Origin of the sequence: Sulfitobacter sp. G21635-S1, from assembly GCF_027213915.1 — a bacterium.
GTDB lineage: Bacteria > Pseudomonadota > Alphaproteobacteria > Rhodobacterales > Rhodobacteraceae > Sulfitobacter.
Window position 1 is genome coordinate 157,382 of sequence record NZ_JAPWGV010000005.1, and the last position, 22,997, is coordinate 180,378.

Below are 22,997 nucleotides of genomic sequence, written 5' to 3' on the forward strand. Positions count from 1 at the left end.
CGGTCATTACGCGGGATTGCTGTCATGCGAATTCCCCCTGCACGAACCAGCCGGGGTTTTGCGGCGTGTAGAACAGCCACAGCCGCCGCCCTTGCCGGGTTTCCGCATGCCAGTAGTCTCGTATTCCGCTGCGCCAGTTGTCATCGGGCAGCCACCATTCCGGGGCGATCCGTTCCGGCCCCGTCGCCCGCGCCGTGGTCAGTGACATACGCCGCCAACGGAACTGACGGGGTGGGCGTGCCCCGGTTCCGGTAATCGATTCCGGCGGAAACAGGCGCACAGGGCGCGGGCGCGGGGCCACCCACGATCCGCCCGGTTCGGACCAGGCAGCGGCGGCGATCAGGAAACTGCGCTCGGGGATATGGCTGTCGGCGGGCAGGAAACGCTGCACATTCTCCAGCCCGATCCGGGTGCCGATCCGGGTGATCAGGTCATCCAGCTGGTCCGCCCGTCCCGTAGACACATGGCTGACCTGATGCACCGGCAGCGGCTCAACCTGCACCGCCTCCAATCGTATCTGGTCGATCCCATAACCGGCATCGACCTCACCCACACCGCGCGCGAACAGCGGCAGGATGCGCGCGGCGTCACGGAGCGGGCTGGCCAGGCGTAATTCGACCGCCTGTGCCTCTTGATCGACCCGGCGCAGCGTCAGGCAGAGCACCCGCGCCCCGGCTTCCTGCGCTTTCAGCTTGGCGCAAAGCTGGTCCAGCAGGCGCGATGTGGCCGCCATCACGTCATCCGACAGGCCGATTGGCTCAGGCAGGCTCAAGCGGATCCCGTAATGGGGCGGCTCGGACAGCGGGGTGACCTGTTCCGGCTGACGGCCAAGCGCCTGATCCAGCCGCAGCAGCAGGTCCGGGCCGAAGCGCCGGGCCAGTGGGGCGCGGGCGGCGCTTTCCAGGTCACCGATCCTGCGCAGGCCCAGCCGTTGCAGACCCGTAATGGTGGCTTCTTCCAGCCGCAGCGCGGCAACGGGCAAATCCGACAAAGCCTCCAGTGGCGCCCCGGTTTCGGTCCGGCCTTCGCCGTGATGGGCCAGTGCCCAGGCCGCGCCGCGCGTATCGCCCAGCCCGATCCGCGCGGTCAGCCCGGCACGGCTCAACCGCTGGCGCATATCGGCCAACATCATCGCCTCGCTGCCGAACAGATGCGCGGAGCCGGTGATGTCCAGTACCAGGCCATCATCGCCCTCGATCCCGACCCATGGGCAATAGCGCGTGGCCCAGCGGCGCAGCACATGCAGGAAGCCCGTGTCCGCAACAGGATCGGCCGGACGGCTGAACAGACCGGGACAAAAGGCGCGCGCATCGGCAAGGGTCATCCCCCGGTACAGGCCCTGCCGCTCGGCCTCCATGTTCAGGCAATGCAGCCGTTCTGCATTTGCCTGTTTGAGTGTCAGCGCGAAGGGACCTTCAACCGGGCACGTCCGCAGAACCCGGTCGCTTGCCAGCCGGGGAAACCACATCGAGACGACGCGCCGTTGTATGCCATCGAACATGCCAGGCCCCCAATGTTCCTGATTTGTTCTTGATAGTTTCCCAGCGCATCAGAGTCGAGTCATCGGCATCGAAAACCGGGGTGCAATGCCACCGGGTTTCGGCAGCGTTGCCGCCCATGCCTTCGGGGATCAGGCACAATCCGGTGGCCTGGCCCGCCTTTGCGGCAAGCAGCAACCGTCGCCCCATGCGCAGATCAAGCGGGCGGCTGGTCTCGATAATGACCAGCGGTACCGCGCCGTCCTTAAGCGCCTCTTCCGCGATGGCGAGCGATTCGGTCTGGTCCCTGGTCTGGGCCAGCAGCAGTTTCGACGGGTCGAAGAAGACCGACAGTCCCATCGGATTGATGGCCTCTGTCTGCCAGGCTTCCCGGATCCACAGCACAGTTCCGGCCCGCGCCGCCGCAACGGCCGCAAAACTTACCGCACCCGGTCCGAACGCCTCGTGAACACGGGCATTGCGCAAGGGAAGCGGTATGTCGGTGGTCGAGGTCATGAGGTGCATCATAACGGGTGGCGATCCGTTTAAGCCAGATCAAAGCGTTTGGTGGCCGGACCAACGGCTGCTTTGCTTGCGCGAGATCATGAACCGGGGCGAAGACCGTCTGCGGGCCGAAGGCTGGGTCTGCAACCACAAGTAGCGACAGACACGCCGCAAACTTACCCCATTCCCCGAGTGATATTATTTTTCCAATAACACTCAAGAGCGTTAAATAATTTTTCGACTATCATGTTAGCGCCTATACCAACCGCCACGTATGGACTTTGAGAGGTGTAAAGTCAGGCATGCGAAACCACAAACGGATTTGGGGCGACCGCCAGGAATAGGTCAGTCGCCGATTGGGAGGATAAATGAAGTATTTTGCTCTGGCTCTTGCCATGACCGCGACGACGGCCGTGACTGCGAACGCGCAATCTGCGGAGGTCATTCATTGGTGGACATCCGCTGCGGAGTCGGCGGGCGTTGGCGTGATTGCTGATGCCTACGGTGACACCGGCGGCGAATGGATCGACCAGGCCGTGGCCGGCAGTGACGCCGCGAAGACATCCGCGATCAGCCGGATGGTCGGTGGCAACCCGCCCGACGCGGCGCAATTCAACCTTGGCGCGGATATCGACAACCTTGTCGACAGCGCCGTTCTGGCACCGATTGATGCTGTGGCCGAAGCGAATGACTGGGCCAGCGTCATGCCCCAGGCCGTGCTGGATGCCGTGACCCGGGACGGGCACATCTACGGCGTGCCGATCCAGCTTCAGGGCACCAACTTCCTCTTCGCTTCTGCGGATGCGCTCGGCAAGGTGGGTGCCGGAATGCCGCAAACCTGGGACGAATTCTTTGAAACCGGCGACAAGCTGCGCGAAGCGGGCATTGTGCCCTTTGCCCAGGCGGGTGACCGCGACGTCTGGTTCATGAACACATTCCAGGCGGTGCTTGCATCGGTCCTCGGGACCGAGGAGTGGAGCAAGTTCACCGGACCCGATGGCGCCGAGTTCGTCCGTTCCGACGCATTCCGCCCGGTGGCAGAGATCATGGCGAAACTGCCGAGCTATGCGGATTCCGGCGTCTCGGGCCGTCAGTGGAACATCACCAATCAGATGATCCTGAACGGCGAAGCGGGCTTCTTCATCATGGGCGGCTGGGCGATTGGCGAAATCGGTGCCGCAGGCTTTACCCCCGGCAAAGAAGTGCTTTGCGGTGTCGGTCCGAACCAGGCCCCGCTGGTTGTGGCCGGGGATGTCTGGGCGATGCCCGCCAAGGGCGATGGGCTGACCGAAGCGCAGACCAAACTGGCCGAGGTCACCACCTCTGTCGAGGTTCAGGCCGAGTTCACCGCGACCATGGGGTCGCTGCCGGTACGCTCAGGCGTGGACACATCCAAGTTCAACGCCTGTGCGGCGGCGGGGGCCAAGGCGATCTCGGACGGCAATTCGGTCATGGCGCTCTTCATCAACTTCTCGCCCGAGAAGCTTGGGGCGTTGGGGTCCGAGCTGAAGGTGCTTTGGGTCAACCCCGATGCGACCGCCGACGACTACGTCGAAACCGTCGCGGGCATCCTGGAAAACTACTAATCCTGAGTCCGACCAGAAATGCGCATCGCAGGGCTGCCTGCGGCGCGCACCACCCACGCGTCAATGGAGGATCTGGCGATGGCTAAATTTTCGGGAACGCGCGCGCATGTCTATCTGGCGATGCTGCCGGTCTGGATCATCGTGCTTGTTGCACTTGTCGGCTCGACTGTCTGGACGTTCGTCATTTCCCTGACCAACTCCAAACTTCTGCCCATCTACAAATTCAATTTCTTCCACCAGTACGAATTGCTGTTGAAACTGCCGGCCTGGCAGGTGGCGGTGACCAATCTGATCGTGTTCGGCGTGCTCTTCATCGCAATCTGCCTGGTCTTCGGCTTTATCATGGCGATCATGATGGATCAGCGGATCCGGGGCGAGGCGTTCTTTCGCACGGTTTTCCTTTATCCCTACGCCATGTCTTTCGTGGTCACCGGCCTGGTCTGGCAGTGGGTGCTGAACCCCGGTTTCGGCATTCAGGCCGCGGTCAGGGGCCTTGGGTTCGAGAGCTTCACCTTCGACTGGATCGTGCAGCCCGACCGGGCGATCTATATCCTTGTCCTTGCCGCCGTGTGGCAGGGCAGCGGGCTGGTCATGGCCATCCTGCTGGCGGGCCTGCGGGGCGTCGACGAGGACCTGTGGAAAGCCACGCGGATCGACGGCATCGCGAAATGGCGTGTCTATACGTCCATTGTTCTGCCGATCATCGCGCCGATGGCGGCAACGGCCACCGTGCTGCTCGCTGTCTCGGTGGTCAAGGCCTATGACCTCGTCGTGGCCCTGACCGGCGGCGGCCCGGGGAATGCCACCGAAGTGCCTGCCAAGTTCGTGATGGAGAACCTGTTTGCCCGCCAGAACGTCGCCCTGGCGAATGCGGGCGCGATCATGATGCTTGTCGCCGTCATCGCGATCCTGGTTCCGATGTATTACGCGCGCCGCTACATGGCGCAGAAAGCGGAGGCATGATCATGCGTGCGAATTCTGAAAAGACATTGGCCCGCACCGGCGTCTATGCCTTTCTGGTGATCTCGGCGGCCTTCTTCCTGATGCCCTTCTACGTGATGGTCGTGACCTCGCTGAAGACGATGGATGAAATCCGCGTCACTTCGATCTTTGCCCTGCCGGACGCCCCGACGCTGGAGGCCTGGATCACGGCCTGGAACTCCGCCTGCACGGGCCTGAACTGCAATGGCCTGTCGGTCGGATTCTTCAACTCGGTCATGATCATGGTGCCCGCGACGGTGCTGTCGATCCTGCTGGGGGCGGTGACGGGCTATGCCCTGTCGTTCTGGCGTCCGAAAGGCACCGAGCTGATCTTTGGCATCCTGCTTGTTGCGGCCTTCATTCCCTATCAGGTCTTCATCTACCCGCTGGTGCGGATGCTGAGCCAGGTGGGGCTTTACAACAGCCTTGCCGGGATCGTCGCCATTCACGTGATCTTTGGCATGCCGATCATGGTGCTCCTGTTCCGCAACTATTATGCCGGGCTGCCCCGTGATCTGTTCAGCGCGGCCCGGGTCGATGGCGGTGGCTTCTGGGTCATCTTCATCCGGCTGATCCTGCCGCTCTCGCCGCCGATCCTGATCGTCGCGGTCATCCTGCAAAGCACACACATCTGGAACGACTTCCTGTTCGGCCTGGTGTTTGCCGGATCAGACAACCAGCCGATGACGGTCCTTCTGAACAACATCGTCAATTCGACGCAGGGCGAGAAAGCCTACAACGTGAACATGGCCGCAACCATCCTTACCGCTGCGGTTCCCCTGATAATCTATCTGGCTTCCGGGCGCTGGTTTGTGCGCGGTATCGCAGCCGGCGCCGTGAAGGGATAAGACATGGCTGAAGTTTCAATCGAAAATCTCGACGTCCAATTTGGTGCTGTAAGCGTACTGAAAGACCTCAACCTGTTGATTGCAGAAGGCGAGTTTATCGTACTGCTCGGCTCCTCTGGCTGTGGCAAGTCGACCTTGCTCAACGCGATTGCGGGGCTCATCGACGTCACCGGCGGCAAGGTCCGCATCGGTGGCGAGGACAAGACCCTCGCGGAACCGAAGGATCGCGGCATCGGGATGGTTTTCCAGTCCTACGCGCTTTACCCGCAGACCACGGTCGAGGGAAACCTGAGCTTTGGCCTGCGCATGGCGAAGATGCCCAAGGACGAGATCGCGCGGCGTATCGACCGGGTGTCAAAGATGCTCCAGATCGAACCCTATCTGAAGCGGCGCCCGGCGGCCCTGTCCGGTGGTCAGCGCCAGCGCGTGGCCATCGGGCGGGCGCTGGTGCGGGATGCCGATATCTATCTCTTCGACGAACCCCTTTCGAACCTCGACGCCAAGCTGCGCGCGGAACTGCGGGTCGAGCTGAAGGAATTGCACCAGACCATCGGCAAAACCATGATCTATGTGACCCATGATCAGGTCGAAGCCATGACCCTGGCCACCCGCATCGCCGTCATGCAGAACGGCGTGATCCAGCAGCTTGCCTCGCCCGAGGATATCTACGAACGCCCTGCGAACCTTTTCGTGGCGGGGTTTGTCGGTTCGCCCGGCATGAATTTCTTTGACGGCAGCCTGCGCTCAGAGGCGGGCAAGACCGTCTTCGTGATCAATGACGGACCGGAAATTGACGTATCCGACTATGCCTTTGACGCGCCGGTCGGGAAGACCGTCACTGCGGTGCTGGGCATCCGGCCAGAGCATCTGTTCGTCGATGCCGGGGACCTGCCTTTGCGCCTGCCTTTCACCGTCAAGGTATCCGAGTCGATGGGGGCCGACAGCGTGCTGTGGGGCACCACGGCAGGTCAGAAGGCGTCGGTCCGCTTTGGCAGCGAGCTGAAGCTCAATCCGCCGCGCGGCACTGAAATGGAGCTTGGTTTCTCGTCCCGCACCCTCTCGCTCTTTGATGCGGAATCCGGCGTGCGGCTTTGATCGAAGCCAAAAATTTAGAAGGAATGATGATGGATACTGCCTGGGTTGAAGACACTCTGCAAAAACTGACGCTTGAGGAAAAGGTCTCTCTCCTCGCGGGTGCCAACTTCTGGGAAACAGTCGCCATCGAACGGCTTGGTGTGCCTGCGGCGAAGGTCACCGATGGCCCGAACGGGGCGCGCGGCGGGGTGACCGAGAACGGCCCGACGGCGGCGGTCTTCCCGGCGGGGATCGCGCTGGGGTCAAGCTGGAACCCGGAGCTTGTCCGCGAGATTGCCGCGGCCCTGGCAGAGGAAACCCGGACCAAGGGCGCCAACGTCCTGTTGGCACCGACGGTCAACATGCATCGCGGGCCGCTCAATGGCCGCAACTTCGAATGTTATTCCGAAGATCCCGAACTGACGACCGAGATCGCGCTGGCCTATATCGACGGACTGCAATCGAACGGGATCGGTGCCACGATCAAGCATTTCATCGGCAACGAGAGCGAATATCAGCGGATGACCATGTCGAGCGATATCGGCATCCGGGCGCTGCGGGAAATCTACCTGCCTCCCTTCGAGGCGGCGGTCGCGGCGGGTGTCTGGGCCGTCATGTGCTCCTACAACAAGCTCAACGGCACCTATACCAGCGCGCACAAGTGGCTGTTGTCCGACCTGCTGAAAGACGAATACGGCTTTGACGGCGTCGTGGTCTCTGACTGGACCGCCGTCAAGACCACGGCGGAGAGCATGAACGCGGGTCTGGATCTCGAAATGCCCGGACCAGCGCTTTATCGCGGGCAAAAGCTGCTCGACGCGATCGAACGCGGGGAGGTGAACGTCGATATGGTCACCGACGGGGCGCGGCGCATTCTGGGGCTGGTCGACCGCGCGGGTGTCCGCATCAGGGAAAACCCGAAAGAGGAGCAATCGGTCGATGCGCCACATCACCGCGCGCTGATCCGGCGGGCCGTGGCCGAAGGGACCGTGCTGCTCAAGAACAATGGCATCCTGCCGCTGCAATCCGGCCAGAAGGCCAAGGTGGCCATCATCGGGCCGAATGCCGATGTGGCGCGGATCATGGGCGGCGGCAGCGCACGGGTGAATGCGCATTATCGCATCAGTCCGCTGGAAGGCCTCAAGGCCCGCGACGAGCTGGACATCCGTTTCGAGACCGGCTGCGCGAACCATCTGCTGTTGCCGGTGGTGCAGGGGCCGATGACCTCGACCTTTTACAACAGTCCGGATTTCACCGGCCCGGTCGCCCACGAGAAGCAGTACAACCAATCCGATGCCAAATGGTTCGGCTCAAACGAGCCGGGCGTGGACCTCAAGGTGTTCTCGGTCCGCAATACGTTCGAATTCACGCCGACCGAAAGTGGCCGCCATGAGCTGGGTCTGGCGAATGCGGGACTTGCGCGTCTCTATGTCGATGACGCGCTGGTCGTCGATGGCTGGGACGGCTGGGAGCCGACAGGGGCGACCTATTACGATTTTGGTGGTGATGAGCGGATCGTGGAGATCGACCTTGAAGCAGGAAAGACCTACCACTTCCGGGTCGATTACCAGTCCACCACCGGAGTCATGGACGGCATCCAGGCCTTCCGCGTCGGCGTTCACCGTCCGCTCGGCGAGGCCGGGCTGAGGCGCGCGGAAGAGATCGCGCGCGATGCCGAGGTGGCTGTGCTCTTTGTGGGACGCACCCCGGAATGGGACAGCGAGGGGCGGGACCTGCCGGGCCTGTCGCTGCCGCGCGAGCAGGACGCATTGATTGCGCGTGTGGCCGCGGCCAACCCCAACACGGTGGTCGTGCTTCAGACCGGCGGACCGGTGGTCATGCCGTGGAAAGACGACGTGGCCGCGATCCTTCAGGCCTGGTATCCGGGGCAAGAGCTTGGGCACGGCGTTGCCGATGTCCTGATGGGCGATGCGGAGCCGGGCGGGCGCTTGCCCCAGACCTTCCCGGATGCGCTCGACGCCAATCCGACTACCGGCAACTACCCGGGCGAGAACGGTTACGTCAGCTATGGCGAGGGCGTTTTCATCGGGTATCGGCATTACGACGCAAAGGGCGGGGCGGGTGTCTTGTATCCGTTCGGTTTCGGCCTGTCCTACACCGACTTTGAGATCGGCGCGCCGGTGGCTTCGGCCTCCGAGATCGACGCGGGCGGCAGCGTGACGGTCACTGTTCCGGTTATGAACACCGGGCAACGTCGTGGCAAGGCTGTCGTACAGCTTTATGTCGCGCCGCCGGAAGGGCGGGGAAGACCGGTCAAGGAGCTGCGCGGGTTCAAGGCGTTGACGCTGGACCCGGGCGCTGCCTCCGAGGCGCGGATCGCGCTGGACATGCGCGATCTGGCCTATTTCGATGTGGAGAGCAATGCGTGGAAAGCGCCGGCAGGGGATTATGCGCTGTGGGTTGGAACCTCGGCGGCGGACCTTGGCGGCAAGGTGACCCTGCGCCTGACAGAAGATTGGACCAAGGCGTGCAAGACCGCGGCCCCCGATGCCTGAGGCGTGAGGGTGCCGCGGGACCTGCTGGTCTGACCGGCCCCGCTGCGCCCTGTCGTCTCGGGGTTCAGACCCGGCGCCGGGCCAATGGATAGGGATGTGGCGGGTTACAAAGCAGGCTCATGTTAGCGCTAGACTGAACTTGGTGCATACATTAAATAACTCCTGTCCAGTAATATACGGCAGGAAAACAGGTGAACGATCTCGGCCTCCTTCGGATACTGGTTGCGGTGCACGAATGCGGCTCGACAACGGGGGCCGCAGAGCGCCTGAATGTCTCTCAGCCCTCGATATCGCAAGGCTTGGGGCGGTTGCGTGACATCACCGGCGACCAGATGTTCATCCGGGGGTCGCGGTCCATGACCCCGACGTCACTTGCCACCCAGCTCTATCTCGAATGCCGCAGTCCACTGAACCAGCTGGAAGGCACGTTTCGTGCGGACGAACCCTTTGACCCCAAAACCACAAGGGACCGGTTCACCATCGCGTTTTCGGATATCGGGGCGCTGACATTCCTGCCGCCACTTGTCGGCGCTCTGCAGAAACGGGCACCTGGCATACGGATCGAGGCGACGCCACTGGAGATTACCCAGGTGGATTCTCTGCTGAGGTCCGGTCGTCTCGACTTTGCAATCGGCAAACTGGAAACTCAGGACCCTGCATTGTCTCAGATAGACCTTATCGACCAACACTATGCGGCCATCGTCCGTCGCGATCACCCGACGATTCAGGGCGCGTTGGACGAAGAGACATTCCGAAACGCGGCCCATGCGGTTGTTTCCGATGCCGCAGGGCACTGGCAGGCCGTGAGCCATGTTGTCCACGCTGACGAACCCGCCTTTGATGTGCGCCTGACCCTGGCGCAGTTCAACGTGTTGCCCGCCACGATCAGGGAAAGCAACCTGATCGGCGTGGTGCCGCACCGCAGCGCCGTCGCCTTTTCGGAGACCTGGAACCTGCAGGTGCTCGATATCCCGATTCCTCTGCCGCGGTTCACTGTCAGACTCCTGGCGCACAAGGGCACAGGCCAGCGCCGGACCGCCTATGACTGGATGACGACCTTTATCAAGGACGTTCTTGGGTCCGGGCCGACTGATCCCGGCCAAGTGTGAGCGCATAAGCCTGGGATGGCGTGACCAGATACCTTTTGGCATCCAGATGATCACCGGTGAACGCGGGAAGCTGGCAGCGCGTGTCAAAGACCAACGGCTTTGGCGTGCAGGCGAACCGACACTGCGAACCCGGTGCAGCCTGCGGCGAACAGCGGGAAACCTCGTCAGGCGGGCATCTCATGAATTTTCCGAACCGGATGGTGCCGGCGCCTGTTCGAGCAATTTGTCCGTCAGGGCGCGCGTGCGGTTCTCTGCGTCGGCCAGCGCCGCTTCCAGTGCGGCAATGCGGGCCTGGATTGTGGGCTCATCTACCTTGCGGCACTCCAGATCGCCCCACATGGCATCTATTTCATGGGCCATGGTGGTCAGGTAGAGCCCGAATTCAGACCCGCTTCCCTGTGCCGGGCCGGTTGAACCCGCCCGCAGATACAGGCTTTCGAATGCAGTGATTGCGGGACCAATGGAGAAGCGATCGCGGATCGCATGGGTGACCTGGCGTACCTTTTCCTGGTCGAAGTCCGCCAGTTGCCGGCCCAGCCAATCGCTGTCCATGACGCTGGCCGAGGTAAAGTAACGCGGGCTGAAATTGGAAGCGGCCCAATCGTCGAGCGTGTCCGGAACCACAATTGCCCCGGCAAGTTGCGGCACAACCGGGATCACCGCGCATCCGCTGGCCGCCGCTTCAATGGCCGAGCGTCCGATGGCAAATGCGATGTCGTAGTCGGGCAGGAAATACTCCGGGCGGGGGCGGGGGTTGCCATATGCATAGCCAACCTTGTCCAGCGCGATGCCATGATCCGCGCAGGCCGTTTCAAGCAGCTCCAGCTCTGCGGGGTAGAACCCTGACTGGCCATAAAGAACAGCGCGTGCCGGTCTGGCGATGGTCTTGCGCACCCGGGAGAAACGCTCCAGATCGACGAAATTGGGGATCGTGATGATACGGTCTTCGGGGATGGTGGTTTCGGTGGCCAGCCGGGGCGCCATCCGCTCCGATGTGACCACATGAAAGCGGATGCGGGGATGGACGGGGGGGCGTTCGACCCAGGGCCTTGTGCCGTGCCAGCAGTAAATCGCGGGCGTGTCCGGGAAATGCGCGAGCGCCGCCATGGTTGGCAAATGATGCTGACCGTGGATCACATCAGGTGTGAAGGGCACCTCAGCAGGTGTTTCGCACACCGGGATACCGCTGGGCGTGACGATATTGGCCAGTTTTCCGGGGGCAGGGCAATAGATGGCAACCTCGCGCCCCCGGTTCTTGAGGGCGCGCGCGACCTCGATGGCGAAGAACTCCGAGCCGCCGTAGTTCTTCAGCTCCCGCTGCGTGATCAGAATGCGTTGCGGGGCTGGCTGAACGGTATCGGGACTATCCAAAGCACTGGCGGACCGTCGCAGCAGGCGGCGCAGGAAGCTGGGGCTGCCGGTCACGCCTTGGGGCCCAGACGCAAGGGTTGGACACGCAGCAGGGGCGTTGCGCAACGCCCGGCTGCGGCTGGCGTGTGTGCGGCCCAGCCTGACCGGACCGGAGGCGTCTGACGTTTTGCCAGCCAAAGGCGATAATACGGATTATCCGGGCCGCCAAGCGGTGCCTGGTCGATATCGAATACCGCATGGTAGGCCCGCGCATTCGCAGTGCCAAAGCGGCTGTCGTCCACCGGATAGATCCGCCGACGCACCCGACCGGCGCCGGGGTAGATTTCCCAAAGCTTCAGACCGATGACCGATCCGTAGGCGTCCAGGAGGTAGCCCGCCAGCACACCGGAATGGGTGGTGTGATTGCCGGTGATCCCCAGACCTTCGCCGCCATCCCAGCGATCACTGGGCCGTCCGCGCCGGTCCATGAAACTGGCAACCGGGGTGCCCATGGGCATGATCACATCGACGGCGCGGCAGCCGCGTCGCCAGTTGGCCACGGTCCGCAGGGCATTTCCCGCGAATTTGGGCAGAACAACGCATTCCTCGCTGCCCCAGTAGGCGACATGTGCATCCAGGAAGTCCTGATAAGCCTGGTTGAATTGCGTCTCCGGCCAACGGTGCGAGGGCGGCGGAGGCAGGGGCAGCCAATCGGGTGCATCTGACGGGTCGGCAGCAGGGAAATTGCAAATTGGTGCAGATTTGCCAGTTGCTTGGCGCATTCAGAAAAGCTCCGACGTGGAAATCAAGTGGATCAAACCAGAAGATTATACAGTCGAATCGGCAATTCAGTGAAATTCTTTTGCCGCGCGTGTTTCACGCATGGGCATTCGATCAGCTGGGCGGGCGTTACCGCAAGTGCAGGACCCGCGCCGGAACCGGGGCTCAGCCCGCCACAACGGCCTGCAGGTCGAAGATCGGCAGCAGCACGGCAAGGACAATGACCAGCACCATTGCGCCCACCAGCATCATCAAGGCCGGTTCAAGCAATGCGGCAATGCGTTTGCGTTCGGTGGAAAGGCCGTTCTCGACCAGCACCGCGCTGCGTTCTGTCATGCTGGCCAGCCTGACAGAGGCCTCCCCCGCCTGGATGAGTTGTCTTGCGACGGGCGGGATGATCGTCAGCGCGCGCAGCGCCTGCGACATCGTCTCGCCCCGCGAGATCGCCAGCGAAACCTGCGCGGCTTCCTGCTGGAACCGGGCCACATCCAAGACTTCGGAAGCGTTCTGGATGGCGACAGGCACGGTGTTCCTGCTGCTGAGAACCAGCGCCAGCGTGCGCAGATATTGCACGGCGGCGGACAGGCGCATGAAACGGCCCACCAATGGCAGGCGCAAGAACAGCTTGTCGCGCTGGGCACGGATGGCAGGCACACGCCCGGAGGCAAAGCCGAAAGCGACAAGGCAGGCCAGGCCGATCAGCAGAATGGTGAAATTGGCCTGTATCCAGTTGCTGATGCCCAGCACCACCTGCGTGATGGAGGGCAGCGGCTGGTCGGACAGCTCGTACATCGCCACGATTTCAGGTGCGACGTTGACCATGAGGATCGCACAGACCAGCAGGGCGACAGCGGCGACAAATGCAGGATAGATCAGCGCGGTCGAGATCTGTGCCTTGTCCACCCCCTGGTTTTCAAGGTGATCGGCAAGTTCGTTGAACACACCGGCGAGGTTGCCGGCCGTCTCACCGGCCCGGACGGATGCGACATAATAGGGGGCAAAGCCCGCCTGCGTCCGTCGCAATGCATCCGACAGGGTAGAGCCATCCATCAGATCCGCGCGCGCCCGCGCGGCCACCGCATCAAGGCTGGGGTGTCCGCCTTGCCGGACCGCTTCCAATGCTTCGTCCACCGGCAGTTCGGCACCCAGCAGCACAGCCATTTGCCGGGTGAACACCGCTTGAAGGTCAGGGCTCAGGGTGGTGCGTCTCTGGCCGGAAAAAAGCCCCGATGTCGTCCTGTTGCGCCGTTCATTCAGCTCAGAGACGAAAAGTCCCTTCTCGGCAAGCTGGGCAGCGGCATGGGCTTCGGTATCGGCGATCACCGTGCCGGATTTGCGCTTTCCCGCTTTGGTGTACGCAACATAGGCGTAAGCTCTCACGCGACGTCCCCGACCACGCGGAGGGTCTCGGCGATGCTGGTCCGTCCCGCCGCGACTTCGATCAGGCCCTGTCCGATCAAGGTTTCCCGCCCGGTCAGTGCCAGCCTGCGCATCTCGGCTTCGCTGGCGCCGGCATCAATGGCCGCACGCAGGGCTTCACCCACTTCGATCATCTCGAAGATACCGACCCGGCCCGCATAACCGGAATTGCCGCAGGCTGTGCAGCCTTCTGCGGCGTAAATGGTTTCGGGAACCCGCAGGCCATGTCGGTTGAAATGTTCGGCCTCGGCCTCGCTTGGTGCATGGGGGCGGCGGCAGGCGCTGCACAGGCGGCGCAGCAGCCGCTGGGCAATCACGCCGCGCAGCGTGGCCGCGATCAGGAAGTCGTCCAGCCCCAGGTCGCGCAGGCGCACCACCGCGCCCACCGATCCGTTGGCGTGCAGGGAGGAAAACACGAGGTGCCCGGTCAGTGCGGCCTGTGCGGCCACGCTGGAGGTTTCGCCGTCGCGGATCTCCCCCACGAGGATCACATCCGGATCCTGCCGCAGGGTGGCGCGCAGCCCGTTGGCAAAGGTCATCCCGATCTCGGCGTTGATCTGGGACTGGGAGATGCCGGGAAGATCGTATTCGATGGGATCCTCGACAGTGACGATATTGCGCTCGTCCCGGTTGGCCAGCTTCAGCAGGGAGTAGAGTGTGGTCGTCTTGCCCGCACCTGTCGGCCCGGTGGCGAGGATCACGCCGTTCGGCAGCGCCGCCAGCCGGTGCAGCAGCGTGACCTGATCCTTGCTGAGACCCAGGTCGGACAATTCCATGAGCCCGGCAGAGCGGTCCAGAATCCGCAGAACGATCCGTTCGCCGTAGTTGCCGGGAAGCGAGCTGACGCGTGTGTCGATCTGCCGCCCGCCCAAGGACAGGGGGATGCGCCCGTCCTGCGGCAGCCGCGTTTCCGCGATGTCGAGACCGGCCATGACCTTGAGCCGCGACACCACCCGCTTTACGGGCACGTCAGAGCGGTCCATCACCGTCTTGAGAAAGCCATCAACGCGCATCCGCGCCCGCAGGCCGCCTTCATAGGGCTCGATGTGCAGGTCCGACGCACCCGCCGTCACGGCGCGGCGCAGCAGTTGATTCACCAGTTGAATGACCGGAGCATCGCCGGAATCTTCCAGAAGATCGCGCTGGCGGGCCGGGCCCTGACCACCGCCGCCGGTGTCTTCCAGGTCAAAGGACAACGTGTTCTGCGTGTCGGTGCTGTCGTCCTTGGATTGATAGACCCGTGCCAGCGTTGTTTCGAAACCTGCTGCATCCTGGGTGACAAGGGTCAGCGGCCCCTGCCTTGCCGCGCGCCGCTGCGCCTCGCGCAGGCCTGTCTGGGTGGCGGCCGGTCCCAGGATGATATCCGAACCATCCAGTATCACCTGCTGATCGCGGGCAAAGACGAACGGCAAACGCCGCTCTGCCGGGGCCGGATCAGTCACGTCCTCCTTTGAACCGAAGCCGGGTCGGGAGGGGGGGATAGTTTCGGTTTTGCGCAAAGTCATCGACAAATCCGGCGTCAAAGGGTTGGTTCAAATCCACGCCATCGAAGGGCAGGGTGCCACTGGGCGTCTTCGGGTACTGTCCATCATCGGGGGGTTGCAGCGCAAGGGTCGCGTTTTTCGCCTCACGGGCAATCGCTGTGGTGATCTTGCGGGCTTCATGGTCATCCTTGACCACCCGCGGGCGCAACATGACCAGCAGCACGCGCTGGTTCTTGTTGGCGTTCTTGCCCCGGAACAGACCACCGACAAGTGGCAATTTGCTGAGCCCTGGAACCCGTTGCGACACGGACCCGGAGCCATTTTCCAGCAGCCCGCCCAACATGATCACATTGCCGTCGCGCACCAGAACGGTTGTGGACAGGGCCCGGCGTGCCGTGATCTCTCCCCCCGCTGAGGACTTGCTGTTGGTCAGGTTCGATACTTCCTGTTCGATCTCCATCCGCACGGTGCGGTCCGCGTTGATCTGCGGTGTCACCTTGAGGGTCAGGCCCACATCCTGGCGTTCGATGGTCTGGAACGGGTTGTCCGGCTGGGCGGTTTCGCCAACCTGGGCGAAGGAACCGGTCACGAACGGTACATTCTGCGCCACCACGATCTCGGCTTCCTGGTTGTTCAGGGTCATGATCGAGGGGGTGGACAAAAGGCGGGTCGAATTCGTGGAGGCGATGGCGCCGAGCAGCCCGACGATGCCCTCACCGCTGGAATTGCGCGCGCCGACGCCGAAGTAGCCGCCGTTGCCCGGGGTCGGCACGGTGTTTGTGGTGTTGTTCAGAACGGAGGACACAAGGCTGGTCAGGCTGGGACGCCCGTCCAGAGTGAACTCCACGCCGCCGATGATCGCGTCGTTGAGGATTGCGCCGAATTGCGCGGACAGGTCGGCAAAGCCAATGACCGACATTTCAAAGATGACCGCTTCGACCAGCACCTGGGTGGGGCGGCGATCAAGGAAATGTACCATTTCGATGATGTCGCCCATCTGTTCGGGCGGGGCGGTGATCAGCAGGGTATTTGTCTGTGTCTCCGCAATGATCCGGACAGCCGCATCGGTTTCGACGCGTTGTTCGTTGGTGATGGCGCGGGTCACCACATCCGCAAGACGGGTGGCATCGGCATAGTTCAATTCGACCGCGCGGGAGGCGACATTGGCGTTCTGCGTGTCCAGCCGCGAGGCAAGCGTGCGGACCTGCTGCACCAGGCTGTCAGAGCCGGAGACGATCAGCGCATTGGAACGCCGGTCGATGGAGACCGCCGCATCGTCGGGAACGATCTGCATGGACTGGATCACCTGCAGCACCTCGGCGGCATCGGCATTGCGCAGGCGTACCATTTCGATGGGCCGTTCGCGCGGGGTGTCCAGACGGCGGATCAAGGCTTCGATCCGGGCGTGGTTCTGGCCCCTGTCCGACAGGATCAGCAGGTTGGACCCCGGAACGGGGGACAGCACGGCCTCCGCGGGGAGCAGGGGGCGGATCACTTCGATGATCTCTGTCAGGGGTACATTGTTGACCTCGATCACCCGGGTCTCGAAGCCTTTGGGTGCGGTCCGTGCCGGGCCGGAGGACAATTCGCGCGCAACGTTCATCGGGACGATCCGGTCGACGCTGGATCCCTGCACGATGGTCAGCCGGTTCAGTTCAAGAACGTTCAGGAAGACGTCGTAGAGTTCCGCCGGGGTCAGCGTATCGGGGGCCAGCACCGTGACAGTGCCGCGCACATTGGGGTCCAGCACAAAGCTGCGGTTGGTTGCCTCTGACACGATCTCGACAAAGCTGCGCAGATCCGCATCGCGCAGGTCCAGTTCAATCTGGGCAGCAGCCGGGGGGGCCGTGACCACAACCCAGGCGAGAGCCTGACAACATGCCATAGAAAGGGCCAGCATTGCCGCCCTCAGGGATAAAATACGTTTCATGACCGCTCTCTGCCTCAAGCCCGGTGCAGGTTCTTGATGACCGCATTCGGGGATTTGCCATGTATTGGCTTGAATCCTAGCGCATAATCGACAGCGATGCACGTCTTTCATGCGCAATCCCGCGGGATGTGGCCAATCGGTCGCGCGGCAATGTCAGCCGGGCGGTTGCTTTTCCTCGACAAATCCGAGGAGCGCCAGATCATCACCCCCGTTGTCGACCCACACACCCTGCTCGTCGATGCGCTTGACGGTCGCCCCGTTGCTGAGCGTGTCGCCCACCCGCATCAGTTGATCGCCGGTGGGATGCGACACCATCGCCCAGATCTTCTGATCCACGCGCACAACCCCTTTCAGGGCATAGCCGAGACTGTCCAGCGGGGGGCGTGGCGGCTGAGGTTCGGGCGTCGGGGCGGGTGGCTGCGGTTCGGCAGCGGGTGGCGGTTTGGGGGGCTGAAGCTCTCCGAACACGGCGGGCCAGCGCCTTGGCCTTGGCGGCTGGGCCGGTGGTTGCGGTTCGGCAACCTCGCCATCCGTGACACGGATGCCTGTGACTTCGTCGCCAGGGGTGTTCAGCGTTTCATGAAGCTTTTGACCCGCCAGCCCCGAGGCGGCGAGGGCAATCAGTGTCATTATCGCAGCTATCAGTCGCATTGTTGCACCGCTCCTGCGCGTTCGGGTCGGGATTTGTAGACGCAAATCCCGTCCTGTGGTAAAGGTAAACTTAATAAACCAATAAATAAAGAGCAGGCAAATGCAGGTATACACACACGCCCGGGCCGGGACGATTGTTCTGTGCGCCCTTCTGATCTCAAGCTGTGCCGAGAACGGCAGCCTTGGTCAAAAGTCCTTTGAAACAGAGTATTCTACTGCGCGAAACGCCTTGGAAGGCGGCGATTTTGCCAAGGCGAACCGCGTCTACAAACGTCTTGTTCCCGATGCAGGCGGGTTCGAGTCGCGTATCCGTCTGGAGCTTTCCCATGGCTATCTCCGCGCGGGTGATTTCGATGCCGCCGCGCAGGAAGCGGGCAAGCTGGCGCAGTCGCAAAATGGCGACGGACGTGCGGCAGCCCTGTCTGTGCAGGCCACCGCGATACATGAACTTGGCCTCAGGGCGCTGGCAAAAGGCGACAGGGAGACCGGAAAATCCTACCTTGAGCAGGCAGCGGCGGCGCTGACCGAAGTGCTGGCGACCAACCCTGATCTGGACCCCCTGGGCAGCCTGGCGGGCCGCAAGGCCAGCATCCAGTCGCGTCTCAGCGGGATGAGGTAAGGTTCAGGAGGCCGGGGTCAGGGCCAGCCTGGCGCTGACCTTGCCGGATTCCTCTGTTGTTTCGAAGCGGAAGGACGAGATGTCATAGCCCCAACTGCGGCTGTTGGCGGACATCCAGTCTGCCAAGGCGGTGAATTTGACCTGATCGAACCGCAATTCGACGACGCCCTGGTCCGCCACCGCCAACTCGCTGACAAAGGGCCGCAGACCGGCAGCGATCAGGCTTTCCTCTATGGCGCTTGATCCGATCGGTGCGGTCGCTGCCTGTTCCGGGCCCTGGGCGATCTGGTCCAGTTCGGCAGCGCGGTCCCGGACCCAGATGTTCAGCGCAACGGCCTCGGCATTTTCCGCGAGCGCAGCATCCCTGCCGTCCTTCAATGGCAGCAGAACCGCAAAAATCACAAGCAGGGGCAGGCCGACAGCAAAGAGCAGGGCCAGCAACATCCTTTCGCGCCCGGACCGCTGAAGCAGAAAATCAATCAACCGTCCGCTCATTTTGCCGCCTCCGTCCCGGGGGGTCGCAGGCGGATTTCGCTGCGCACGGCGGCAGAGCCTTCGCTGACACGCGATTGCACGACAGTTACCGTCAGCCCGGCCGCGCGCAGGTCGCTGGCAAGCTGGTCGACGCTGGCGAAATCGGGCATTGTCACATCCAGAGCAACCTCTGTTGCGGATACGGTGCTGACCTGATCTGTTTCCACGCCACGGGTGCTGAGAACGCCGGCGGCTGTGGCAAAAAGGTCCAGCGCCGTTATCTTGTCCTGCCAGCCCGCTGCGCGCAGCTGACGCTCGGCCAGCACCTGGCTAACCTGAATGCGCATGTCCAGCAGCGGCCCCGTCGGGATGAACTTGTCGCGTACCAATTCACGGGTCTGGGTGTTCAGTTGGGCGGTTCGGGTTTCGATCCGCCGTGTCTCGATGATCTGGGAGGCAGACCACAGGCCTGCGGCAATCAGCGCGAAAAGCAGCGGCCAGCGCCAGGGCAGGACCTGTTTACGTAATTTGGTCCGCGCCATCTGCGGATCGCGCCGCAGATCGAATTCAATCTCGCCATGGGTAAGAACGGCAGGCACTTCCAGCCCCAGGCCCTTGGCCTCTGCGGGGGAGGCGATGAGTGGGACGTCGTGGCTGTCAGCAAGTGCTTTCAGCCCGTCCGGTGCGGTGCCAAGGCACAATATGGCACCGGGGAGGATGTCCCTGGCCTGATCAAGCTGCATTTCCAGCATCACCATTGCCAGATCAGGTTGCGCGGTGAATCCTTCGTCAGGTCCAAGGCGCACCATCAGCATGTCGTTCCGCATCGCCATGGACCAGATGCCGGAGGCGGTCGGCAAGGACAGGTAGTCGGGCAATACAGCGCGGCAATGTGGGCCGGCGATGGCCTTCCACTCTGCCAACAGGGCGGCGTCCGCGATCAGGACCTTCGACCATTTCTCGCTCTGCTTCGGAGGGTAGATGGGCCTGATCTCGGTGGTTTCCGCCGTCAGCCCTGCGCGGTCCTGCAATTGGCGGCGGGCGACCTGCTCGCGGGCCTGCCCGCGCAGGCCAGGGGGGAGTTCCAGAGTGATGACCGGAACATCCGCGCCGCAGACAACCGCAACCTGCTGGGCACCGGGGGCAGTGCCGTCGCCGGTCAGCGCGACAAAGTCCTTGCCCGCGTCATATGTGGCCACTTCGGTCACCTGTCGTATCCCGCCCGTTTCTGCGGTGCCACGATGCAGGCTCCGCGAGGATTGATCAATGGGCAGGCATCCAAGTCAGTCATATTGGCTGACCCGGAGGCGCACATGTGTCCCGCTCTGGCGGTTGAGACGGTAAAGCAATGTCATGCGTCTTGCATGTTGCCCATCCAGTTCGGCAGCGATGTCTGTGCGGAACCATTCCGAGGACACCGTGAGGCGTGCTGGTGAAAATTCTTCCGGCAACTGCTCGCCCAGACGATCTTCCAGCGCGTCGATGAAACCATCTACAGACAGAAAAGGCGTCCGGTCGCGGGTGTTCAGTATCTGGTACAACGTGCTGGGCGGCAGTGTCGGCATGAGGTCCACGAGCATCTCGACGGAGGCGGTGTTGATGTTCACCGGAAGCCCGCCGGGCAGAGCGGTCGCAACGGTGCGCAGGCGGTCTGTTTCCTGTGGTCTGAGACCGGGAATCTCGCTGATCTGGTCAAACATCAGCAGGGCACCGCCAATCGGGGCGCGGGCCGGGGTCAGCGCGGCATAGGCGCGTTTGTTGTCCGGTCCGCCCGGTTGAATGAAATCCCTGATCAGATCGCCGACGCGGGGCGACAGGCTGGCCCGTTGCAGGAGCTTGTCAAAAGCGCTCTGCGCCGCGTCATGGGTTGGGTCATTCAGCCAGTTGAGGTTGAACAATGCCTGCTGATCCAGAATCCGGCCGGCCACGCGGCCCCGGTCCAACGGAACGGCGATGTCGGTTTTTGCCCAGGCTTCATTGGCATCATCATGATTGCTGGTCATCAGGTCGGCATTCAGCATGGTGATCGCCAGCGCATCGAAGGCATCCAGATAATAGCTGAGTTGTCCGGCGGTCTGGCTGGCCTGCAAACGCGCGCGACCACCTTCGGCCCGGGTCAGCAGGAACACCGCCGCCCCGGCAAGGGCCGCAACAATCACCAGCGCATTCACGAGCACGAAACCGGCCTGGCGGGTCATTTCAGTGTCTCGATCAAGGTGATCTCGCCCCAAGTTGTGGTGACCAGTGTAACCTCGATCGCCAGCGGGACGAAGTCGGAGTAGTTTTCCGCAGCCGGACCTACCCGGTCGTCGTCTTCTTCGGCGCTTGGGGCCGGTCGGTTCTGCAGCATCGGGTTGGTTGGCCCTTCGACCCAGCCCAGGCCGCTCCAGTAGCTGCGGATGCGCAGGTCTTCGACACCGGCCATTACCGTGATTTCAGGCTGCAGGGCCTGGGTGTCTGCCGGGATGAGCGTTGTCCAGACGCGCCGGAAAAGCCTGCCGTCCTCGGGCGCCAGCCGCCATTCCACGCGCTGCAGGTGATCGGACAACGCCGGCGCGCCCAGGGCAGGTTGCCCCGATACCGAAAGGGAAAAAACGCGCCCATCGGTGCTTTGCCCGACTGCTTCTGCCGACGGGCTGTCCGGGGGAAAGAATCGCATCGGCATGATCGCTGTCAGATCGTTGCGCATCAGGGCGACTGCGCGTGACAGCTCCGAGGTGCTGTCATCCAGTTCTGTCAACCGGTCCCGGATGTGCAGCATGCCGGACAGCCCCTGAAGCCCCATGACGGCAACCAGTGCAAAGATCGCCATGGCCACCACAAGTTCGATCAGGGTCATCCCGGTATCACGGCGCCGATTGGTCATGATGCGGGCTCCACCGGAAGGTAGATCACGAAAATCGCGCCGCCGCCGCGCTGTGCCCGGGCCGTCACCGTTGTCTCGGTCAGTCCGGCGGCGGTCGTCTTGGTGGTTGTGGCCAGGCTGATCGTCTGGCCGCCCATGGTGATTTCTGTTGGCAGGGCGGCGCGCTCCTCGGGCGGGAGCAGGCGCAGTTCCTCGGCCCGGTTCCGGGCCACGATCTGCGCCAGCAGCCGGTCCGCGGCACCGCCGATGGCCAGCCGTGATTGATCGGCGGCGCGCAGGGCGGCGATGCTTCCGATTGCCAGGACCAGCACGGCGACAGCCAGTTCGATCAGGGTCAGGCCCCTGTCACCCTTCAATCGCCGCCGCATTTCAGCCCCGTCCATCCGTCGCTCCGGCAGCTTCGCGATGCGCCACGGCTCCCTGAAAACAGGATGTTGAAGGCGGTTGTCTGCCCGTTCGCCAGCAGGATGATCTGGGGTTCATCCAGCCCCGGCCGCGGCTGAAGATTGGCGATGGTCACATCACTTTGCCAGCGGCGGACCGGGTCGCCGATGTCCCAGCCCTGGTCGGTTCTGCGGGCAAAGCCGAGGCCTTCAGGCGTGATGTTCAGACCCTTGCTGTTGCGTCCCTGCATCGCGAGGTCCTGAAGGGCGCGAAACTGTGTCTCGAACCAGGCGCGATCCGATGCGGCGCTGTCCGTACCGAGGCCGGATACTGCCAGCGTTGCCCCCACCGAAAGCACCGCAAGCACCGAGATGACAACAAGCAATTCGATCAGGGTAAAGCCCCGGTCGGGCGCAGGATTGGAATTCAGTTCTGGTTCCATGATCCGATGTCGGAATCCGGACCGGTGCCGCCTGACACCCCGTCCGCACCATAGGAGAACACGTCGAAATCCCCGTGGACCCCCGGTTGCAGGTATTGATAGGGCTGGCCCCATGGGTCGATGGGCAGCCGCTCCATGTAGCCGTTTGTTGCCCAGTTCGGCGGCTGCGGATCGGTGGTTGGCGGGTTCACCAGAGCGGCCAATCCCTGTTCGGTGGTCGGATAGCGAAAATTGTCCAGACGGTAGAGGTTCACCGCACCGGAAATTGCAGCGATATCGGATTGTGCACGCGCGGCACGGGCCTGATCGGGGCGGTCAATGACACGGGGAACAATCACCAGAGCAAGAATTGACAGGATGACGACCACAACCATCAGTTCCAGCAGCGAAAAACCTGCGTCGCGTCTGGATGGTGTTCCTGCCCGGTCAATGTTTCTGCGCGAAGCAGCACGTTTCATCAAATATGTCCTTTTCAATTCAGCGCATGATAGGAGGGGGGCGA

22 protein-coding genes are annotated in these 22,997 nt (G+C 62.8%); 7 read left to right on the forward strand and 15 right to left on the reverse strand.

Annotated features, from left to right (window positions below):
• Window positions 1-22: 22 nt before the first annotated feature.
• Together O4H53_RS07610 and O4H53_RS07615 are read right to left on the reverse strand one after the other, a co-directional pair.
• Window positions 23-1,501: a Y-family DNA polymerase gene (locus O4H53_RS07610; RefSeq protein WP_269362633.1), complete on the reverse strand. Its 1,479-nt coding sequence runs from the start codon at window positions 1,499-1,501 to the stop codon at window positions 23-25.
• A complete protein-coding gene (locus O4H53_RS07615; protein WP_269362724.1) occupies window positions 1,416-1,994 on the reverse strand; it encodes an ImuA family protein in 579 nt (192 codons plus the stop codon). Before O4H53_RS07615 ends, O4H53_RS07610 begins: the two co-directional genes overlap by 86 nt.
• A 356-nt stretch (window positions 1,995-2,350) precedes the next feature.
• Between O4H53_RS07615 and O4H53_RS07620 the strand changes: the two genes are divergently transcribed.
• The 6 genes from O4H53_RS07620 to O4H53_RS07645 all read left to right on the forward strand — a co-directional run bounded on the left by O4H53_RS07620 (window position 2,351) and on the right by O4H53_RS07645 (window position 10,096).
• Window positions 2,351-3,568, forward strand: a complete 1,218-nt coding sequence (locus O4H53_RS07620; protein ID WP_269362635.1) for an ABC transporter substrate-binding protein — start codon at window positions 2,351-2,353, stop codon at window positions 3,566-3,568.
• A gap of 78 nt (window positions 3,569-3,646) precedes the next feature.
• Complete coding sequence (locus tag O4H53_RS07625; protein WP_269362636.1) at window positions 3,647-4,531, forward strand: carbohydrate ABC transporter permease; 885 nt, start codon at window positions 3,647-3,649, stop codon at window positions 4,529-4,531.
• Between the two features lie 2 nt (window positions 4,532-4,533).
• Window positions 4,534-5,397, forward strand: a complete 864-nt coding sequence (locus tag O4H53_RS07630) for a carbohydrate ABC transporter permease (protein ID WP_269362638.1) — start codon at window positions 4,534-4,536, stop codon at window positions 5,395-5,397.
• Window positions 5,398-5,400: 3 nt separating this feature from the next.
• Entirely contained in the window at window positions 5,401-6,492 is a 1,092-nt protein-coding gene (locus tag O4H53_RS07635) for an ABC transporter ATP-binding protein (RefSeq protein ID WP_269362640.1), read from the forward strand.
• Between the two features lie 29 nt (window positions 6,493-6,521).
• Window positions 6,522-8,987 (forward strand): beta-glucosidase, encoded by a 2,466-nt coding sequence (locus O4H53_RS07640; RefSeq protein WP_269362641.1) that lies wholly within the window; start codon window positions 6,522-6,524, stop codon window positions 8,985-8,987.
• Window positions 8,988-9,178: 191 nt separating this feature from the next.
• Window positions 9,179-10,096 (forward strand): LysR family transcriptional regulator, encoded by a 918-nt coding sequence (locus O4H53_RS07645; RefSeq protein WP_269362642.1) that lies wholly within the window; start codon window positions 9,179-9,181, stop codon window positions 10,094-10,096.
• Window positions 10,097-10,273: 177 nt separating this feature from the next.
• Here O4H53_RS07645 and O4H53_RS07650 read toward each other — a convergent pair whose 3' ends face one another.
• The 6 genes from O4H53_RS07650 to O4H53_RS07675 form a co-directional block, all read right to left on the reverse strand.
• Entirely contained in the window at window positions 10,274-11,521 is a 1,248-nt protein-coding gene (locus O4H53_RS07650; protein ID WP_269362644.1) for a glycosyltransferase family 4 protein, read from the reverse strand.
• Window positions 11,518-12,228, reverse strand: a complete 711-nt coding sequence (locus O4H53_RS07655) for a hypothetical protein (protein ID WP_269362646.1) — start codon at window positions 12,226-12,228, stop codon at window positions 11,518-11,520. Before O4H53_RS07655 ends, O4H53_RS07650 begins: the two co-directional genes overlap by 4 nt.
• Window positions 12,229-12,391: 163 nt before the next feature.
• The gene (locus O4H53_RS07660) at window positions 12,392-13,606 is read right to left on the reverse strand and encodes a type II secretion system F family protein (protein ID WP_269362648.1); all 1,215 of its coding nucleotides are present in this window, start codon (window positions 13,604-13,606) and stop codon (window positions 12,392-12,394) included.
• Complete coding sequence (locus tag O4H53_RS07665; protein WP_269362650.1) at window positions 13,603-15,087, reverse strand: GspE/PulE family protein; 1,485 nt, start codon at window positions 15,085-15,087, stop codon at window positions 13,603-13,605. The genes O4H53_RS07660 and O4H53_RS07665 overlap by 4 nt, the downstream gene beginning before the upstream one ends.
• Window positions 15,080-17,059, reverse strand: a complete 1,980-nt coding sequence (locus tag O4H53_RS07670) for a secretin N-terminal domain-containing protein (RefSeq protein WP_269362652.1) — start codon at window positions 17,057-17,059, stop codon at window positions 15,080-15,082. Before O4H53_RS07670 ends, O4H53_RS07665 begins: the two co-directional genes overlap by 8 nt.
• 153 nt (window positions 17,060-17,212) lie before the next feature.
• Entirely contained in the window at window positions 17,213-17,689 is a 477-nt protein-coding gene (locus O4H53_RS07675) for a type II secretion system protein N (RefSeq protein WP_269362654.1), read from the reverse strand.
• A 121-nt stretch (window positions 17,690-17,810) separates the two neighbouring features.
• On the opposite strand from O4H53_RS07675, the gene O4H53_RS07680 reads away from it, so the two are divergent.
• The gene (locus O4H53_RS07680) at window positions 17,811-18,329 is read left to right on the forward strand and encodes a hypothetical protein (protein WP_269362656.1); all 519 of its coding nucleotides are present in this window, start codon (window positions 17,811-17,813) and stop codon (window positions 18,327-18,329) included.
• Between the two features lie 3 nt (window positions 18,330-18,332).
• Here the strand turns inward: O4H53_RS07680 and gspM are convergent, their stop codons facing one another.
• From gspM to gspG, 7 genes are all read right to left on the reverse strand, one after another.
• Window positions 18,333-18,824 carry a type II secretion system protein GspM gene (gene gspM / locus O4H53_RS07685; protein ID WP_269362658.1) on the reverse strand — a complete coding sequence of 164 codons (492 nt, stop codon included), beginning with the start codon at window positions 18,822-18,824 and terminating at the stop codon, window positions 18,333-18,335.
• Window positions 18,821-20,002: a type II secretion system protein GspL gene (gene gspL, locus O4H53_RS07690; RefSeq protein ID WP_269362661.1), complete on the reverse strand. Its 1,182-nt coding sequence runs from the start codon at window positions 20,000-20,002 to the stop codon at window positions 18,821-18,823. The genes gspM and gspL overlap by 4 nt, the downstream gene beginning before the upstream one ends.
• Window positions 20,003-20,086: 84 nt before the next feature.
• The gene (gspK, locus tag O4H53_RS07695; protein WP_269362662.1) at window positions 20,087-21,001 is read right to left on the reverse strand and encodes a type II secretion system minor pseudopilin GspK; all 915 of its coding nucleotides are present in this window, start codon (window positions 20,999-21,001) and stop codon (window positions 20,087-20,089) included.
• A complete protein-coding gene (locus O4H53_RS07700; protein WP_269362664.1) occupies window positions 20,998-21,669 on the reverse strand; it encodes a type II secretion system protein GspJ in 672 nt (223 codons plus the stop codon). Before O4H53_RS07700 ends, gspK begins: the two co-directional genes overlap by 4 nt.
• Window positions 21,666-22,037, reverse strand: a complete 372-nt coding sequence (locus O4H53_RS07705; protein WP_269362666.1) for a type IV pilus modification PilV family protein — start codon at window positions 22,035-22,037, stop codon at window positions 21,666-21,668. The genes O4H53_RS07700 and O4H53_RS07705 overlap by 4 nt, the downstream gene beginning before the upstream one ends.
• Entirely contained in the window at window positions 22,022-22,495 is a 474-nt protein-coding gene (locus tag O4H53_RS07710; RefSeq protein ID WP_269362668.1) for a type II secretion system protein, read from the reverse strand. Before O4H53_RS07710 ends, O4H53_RS07705 begins: the two co-directional genes overlap by 16 nt.
• The gene (gene gspG, locus O4H53_RS07715; protein WP_269362670.1) at window positions 22,480-22,953 is read right to left on the reverse strand and encodes a type II secretion system major pseudopilin GspG; all 474 of its coding nucleotides are present in this window, start codon (window positions 22,951-22,953) and stop codon (window positions 22,480-22,482) included. Before gspG ends, O4H53_RS07710 begins: the two co-directional genes overlap by 16 nt.
• Window positions 22,954-22,997 lie beyond the last annotated feature (44 nt).

Coding starts and splice junctions, on each gene's coding strand:
- O4H53_RS07610 (WP_269362633.1), bottom strand. CDS start 1,501: ATGTTCGATGGCATACAACGGCGCGTCGTCTCGATGTGGTTTCCCCGG.
- O4H53_RS07615 (WP_269362724.1), bottom strand. CDS start 1,994: ATGACCTCGACCACCGACATACCGCTTCCCTTGCGCAATGCCCGTGTT.
- O4H53_RS07620 (WP_269362635.1), top strand. CDS start 2,351: ATGAAGTATTTTGCTCTGGCTCTTGCCATGACCGCGACGACGGCCGTG.
- O4H53_RS07625 (WP_269362636.1), top strand. CDS start 3,647: ATGGCTAAATTTTCGGGAACGCGCGCGCATGTCTATCTGGCGATGCTG.
- O4H53_RS07630 (WP_269362638.1), top strand. CDS start 4,534: ATGCGTGCGAATTCTGAAAAGACATTGGCCCGCACCGGCGTCTATGCC.
- O4H53_RS07635 (WP_269362640.1), top strand. CDS start 5,401: ATGGCTGAAGTTTCAATCGAAAATCTCGACGTCCAATTTGGTGCTGTA.
- O4H53_RS07640 (WP_269362641.1), top strand. CDS start 6,522: ATGGATACTGCCTGGGTTGAAGACACTCTGCAAAAACTGACGCTTGAG.
- O4H53_RS07655 (WP_269362646.1), bottom strand. CDS start 12,228: ATGCGCCAAGCAACTGGCAAATCTGCACCAATTTGCAATTTCCCTGCT.
- O4H53_RS07670 (WP_269362652.1), bottom strand. CDS start 17,059: ATGAAACGTATTTTATCCCTGAGGGCGGCAATGCTGGCCCTTTCTATG.
- O4H53_RS07675 (WP_269362654.1), bottom strand. CDS start 17,689: ATGACACTGATTGCCCTCGCCGCCTCGGGGCTGGCGGGTCAAAAGCTT.
- O4H53_RS07680 (WP_269362656.1), top strand. CDS start 17,811: ATGCAGGTATACACACACGCCCGGGCCGGGACGATTGTTCTGTGCGCC.
- gspM (WP_269362658.1), bottom strand. CDS start 18,824: ATGAGCGGACGGTTGATTGATTTTCTGCTTCAGCGGTCCGGGCGCGAA.
- gspK (WP_269362662.1), bottom strand. CDS start 21,001: ATGACCCGCCAGGCCGGTTTCGTGCTCGTGAATGCGCTGGTGATTGTT.
- O4H53_RS07700 (WP_269362664.1), bottom strand. CDS start 21,669: ATGACCAATCGGCGCCGTGATACCGGGATGACCCTGATCGAACTTGTG.
- O4H53_RS07705 (WP_269362666.1), bottom strand. CDS start 22,037: ATGCGGCGGCGATTGAAGGGTGACAGGGGCCTGACCCTGATCGAACTG.
- O4H53_RS07710 (WP_269362668.1), bottom strand. CDS start 22,495: ATGGAACCAGAACTGAATTCCAATCCTGCGCCCGACCGGGGCTTTACC.
- gspG (WP_269362670.1), bottom strand. CDS start 22,953: ATGAAACGTGCTGCTTCGCGCAGAAACATTGACCGGGCAGGAACACCA.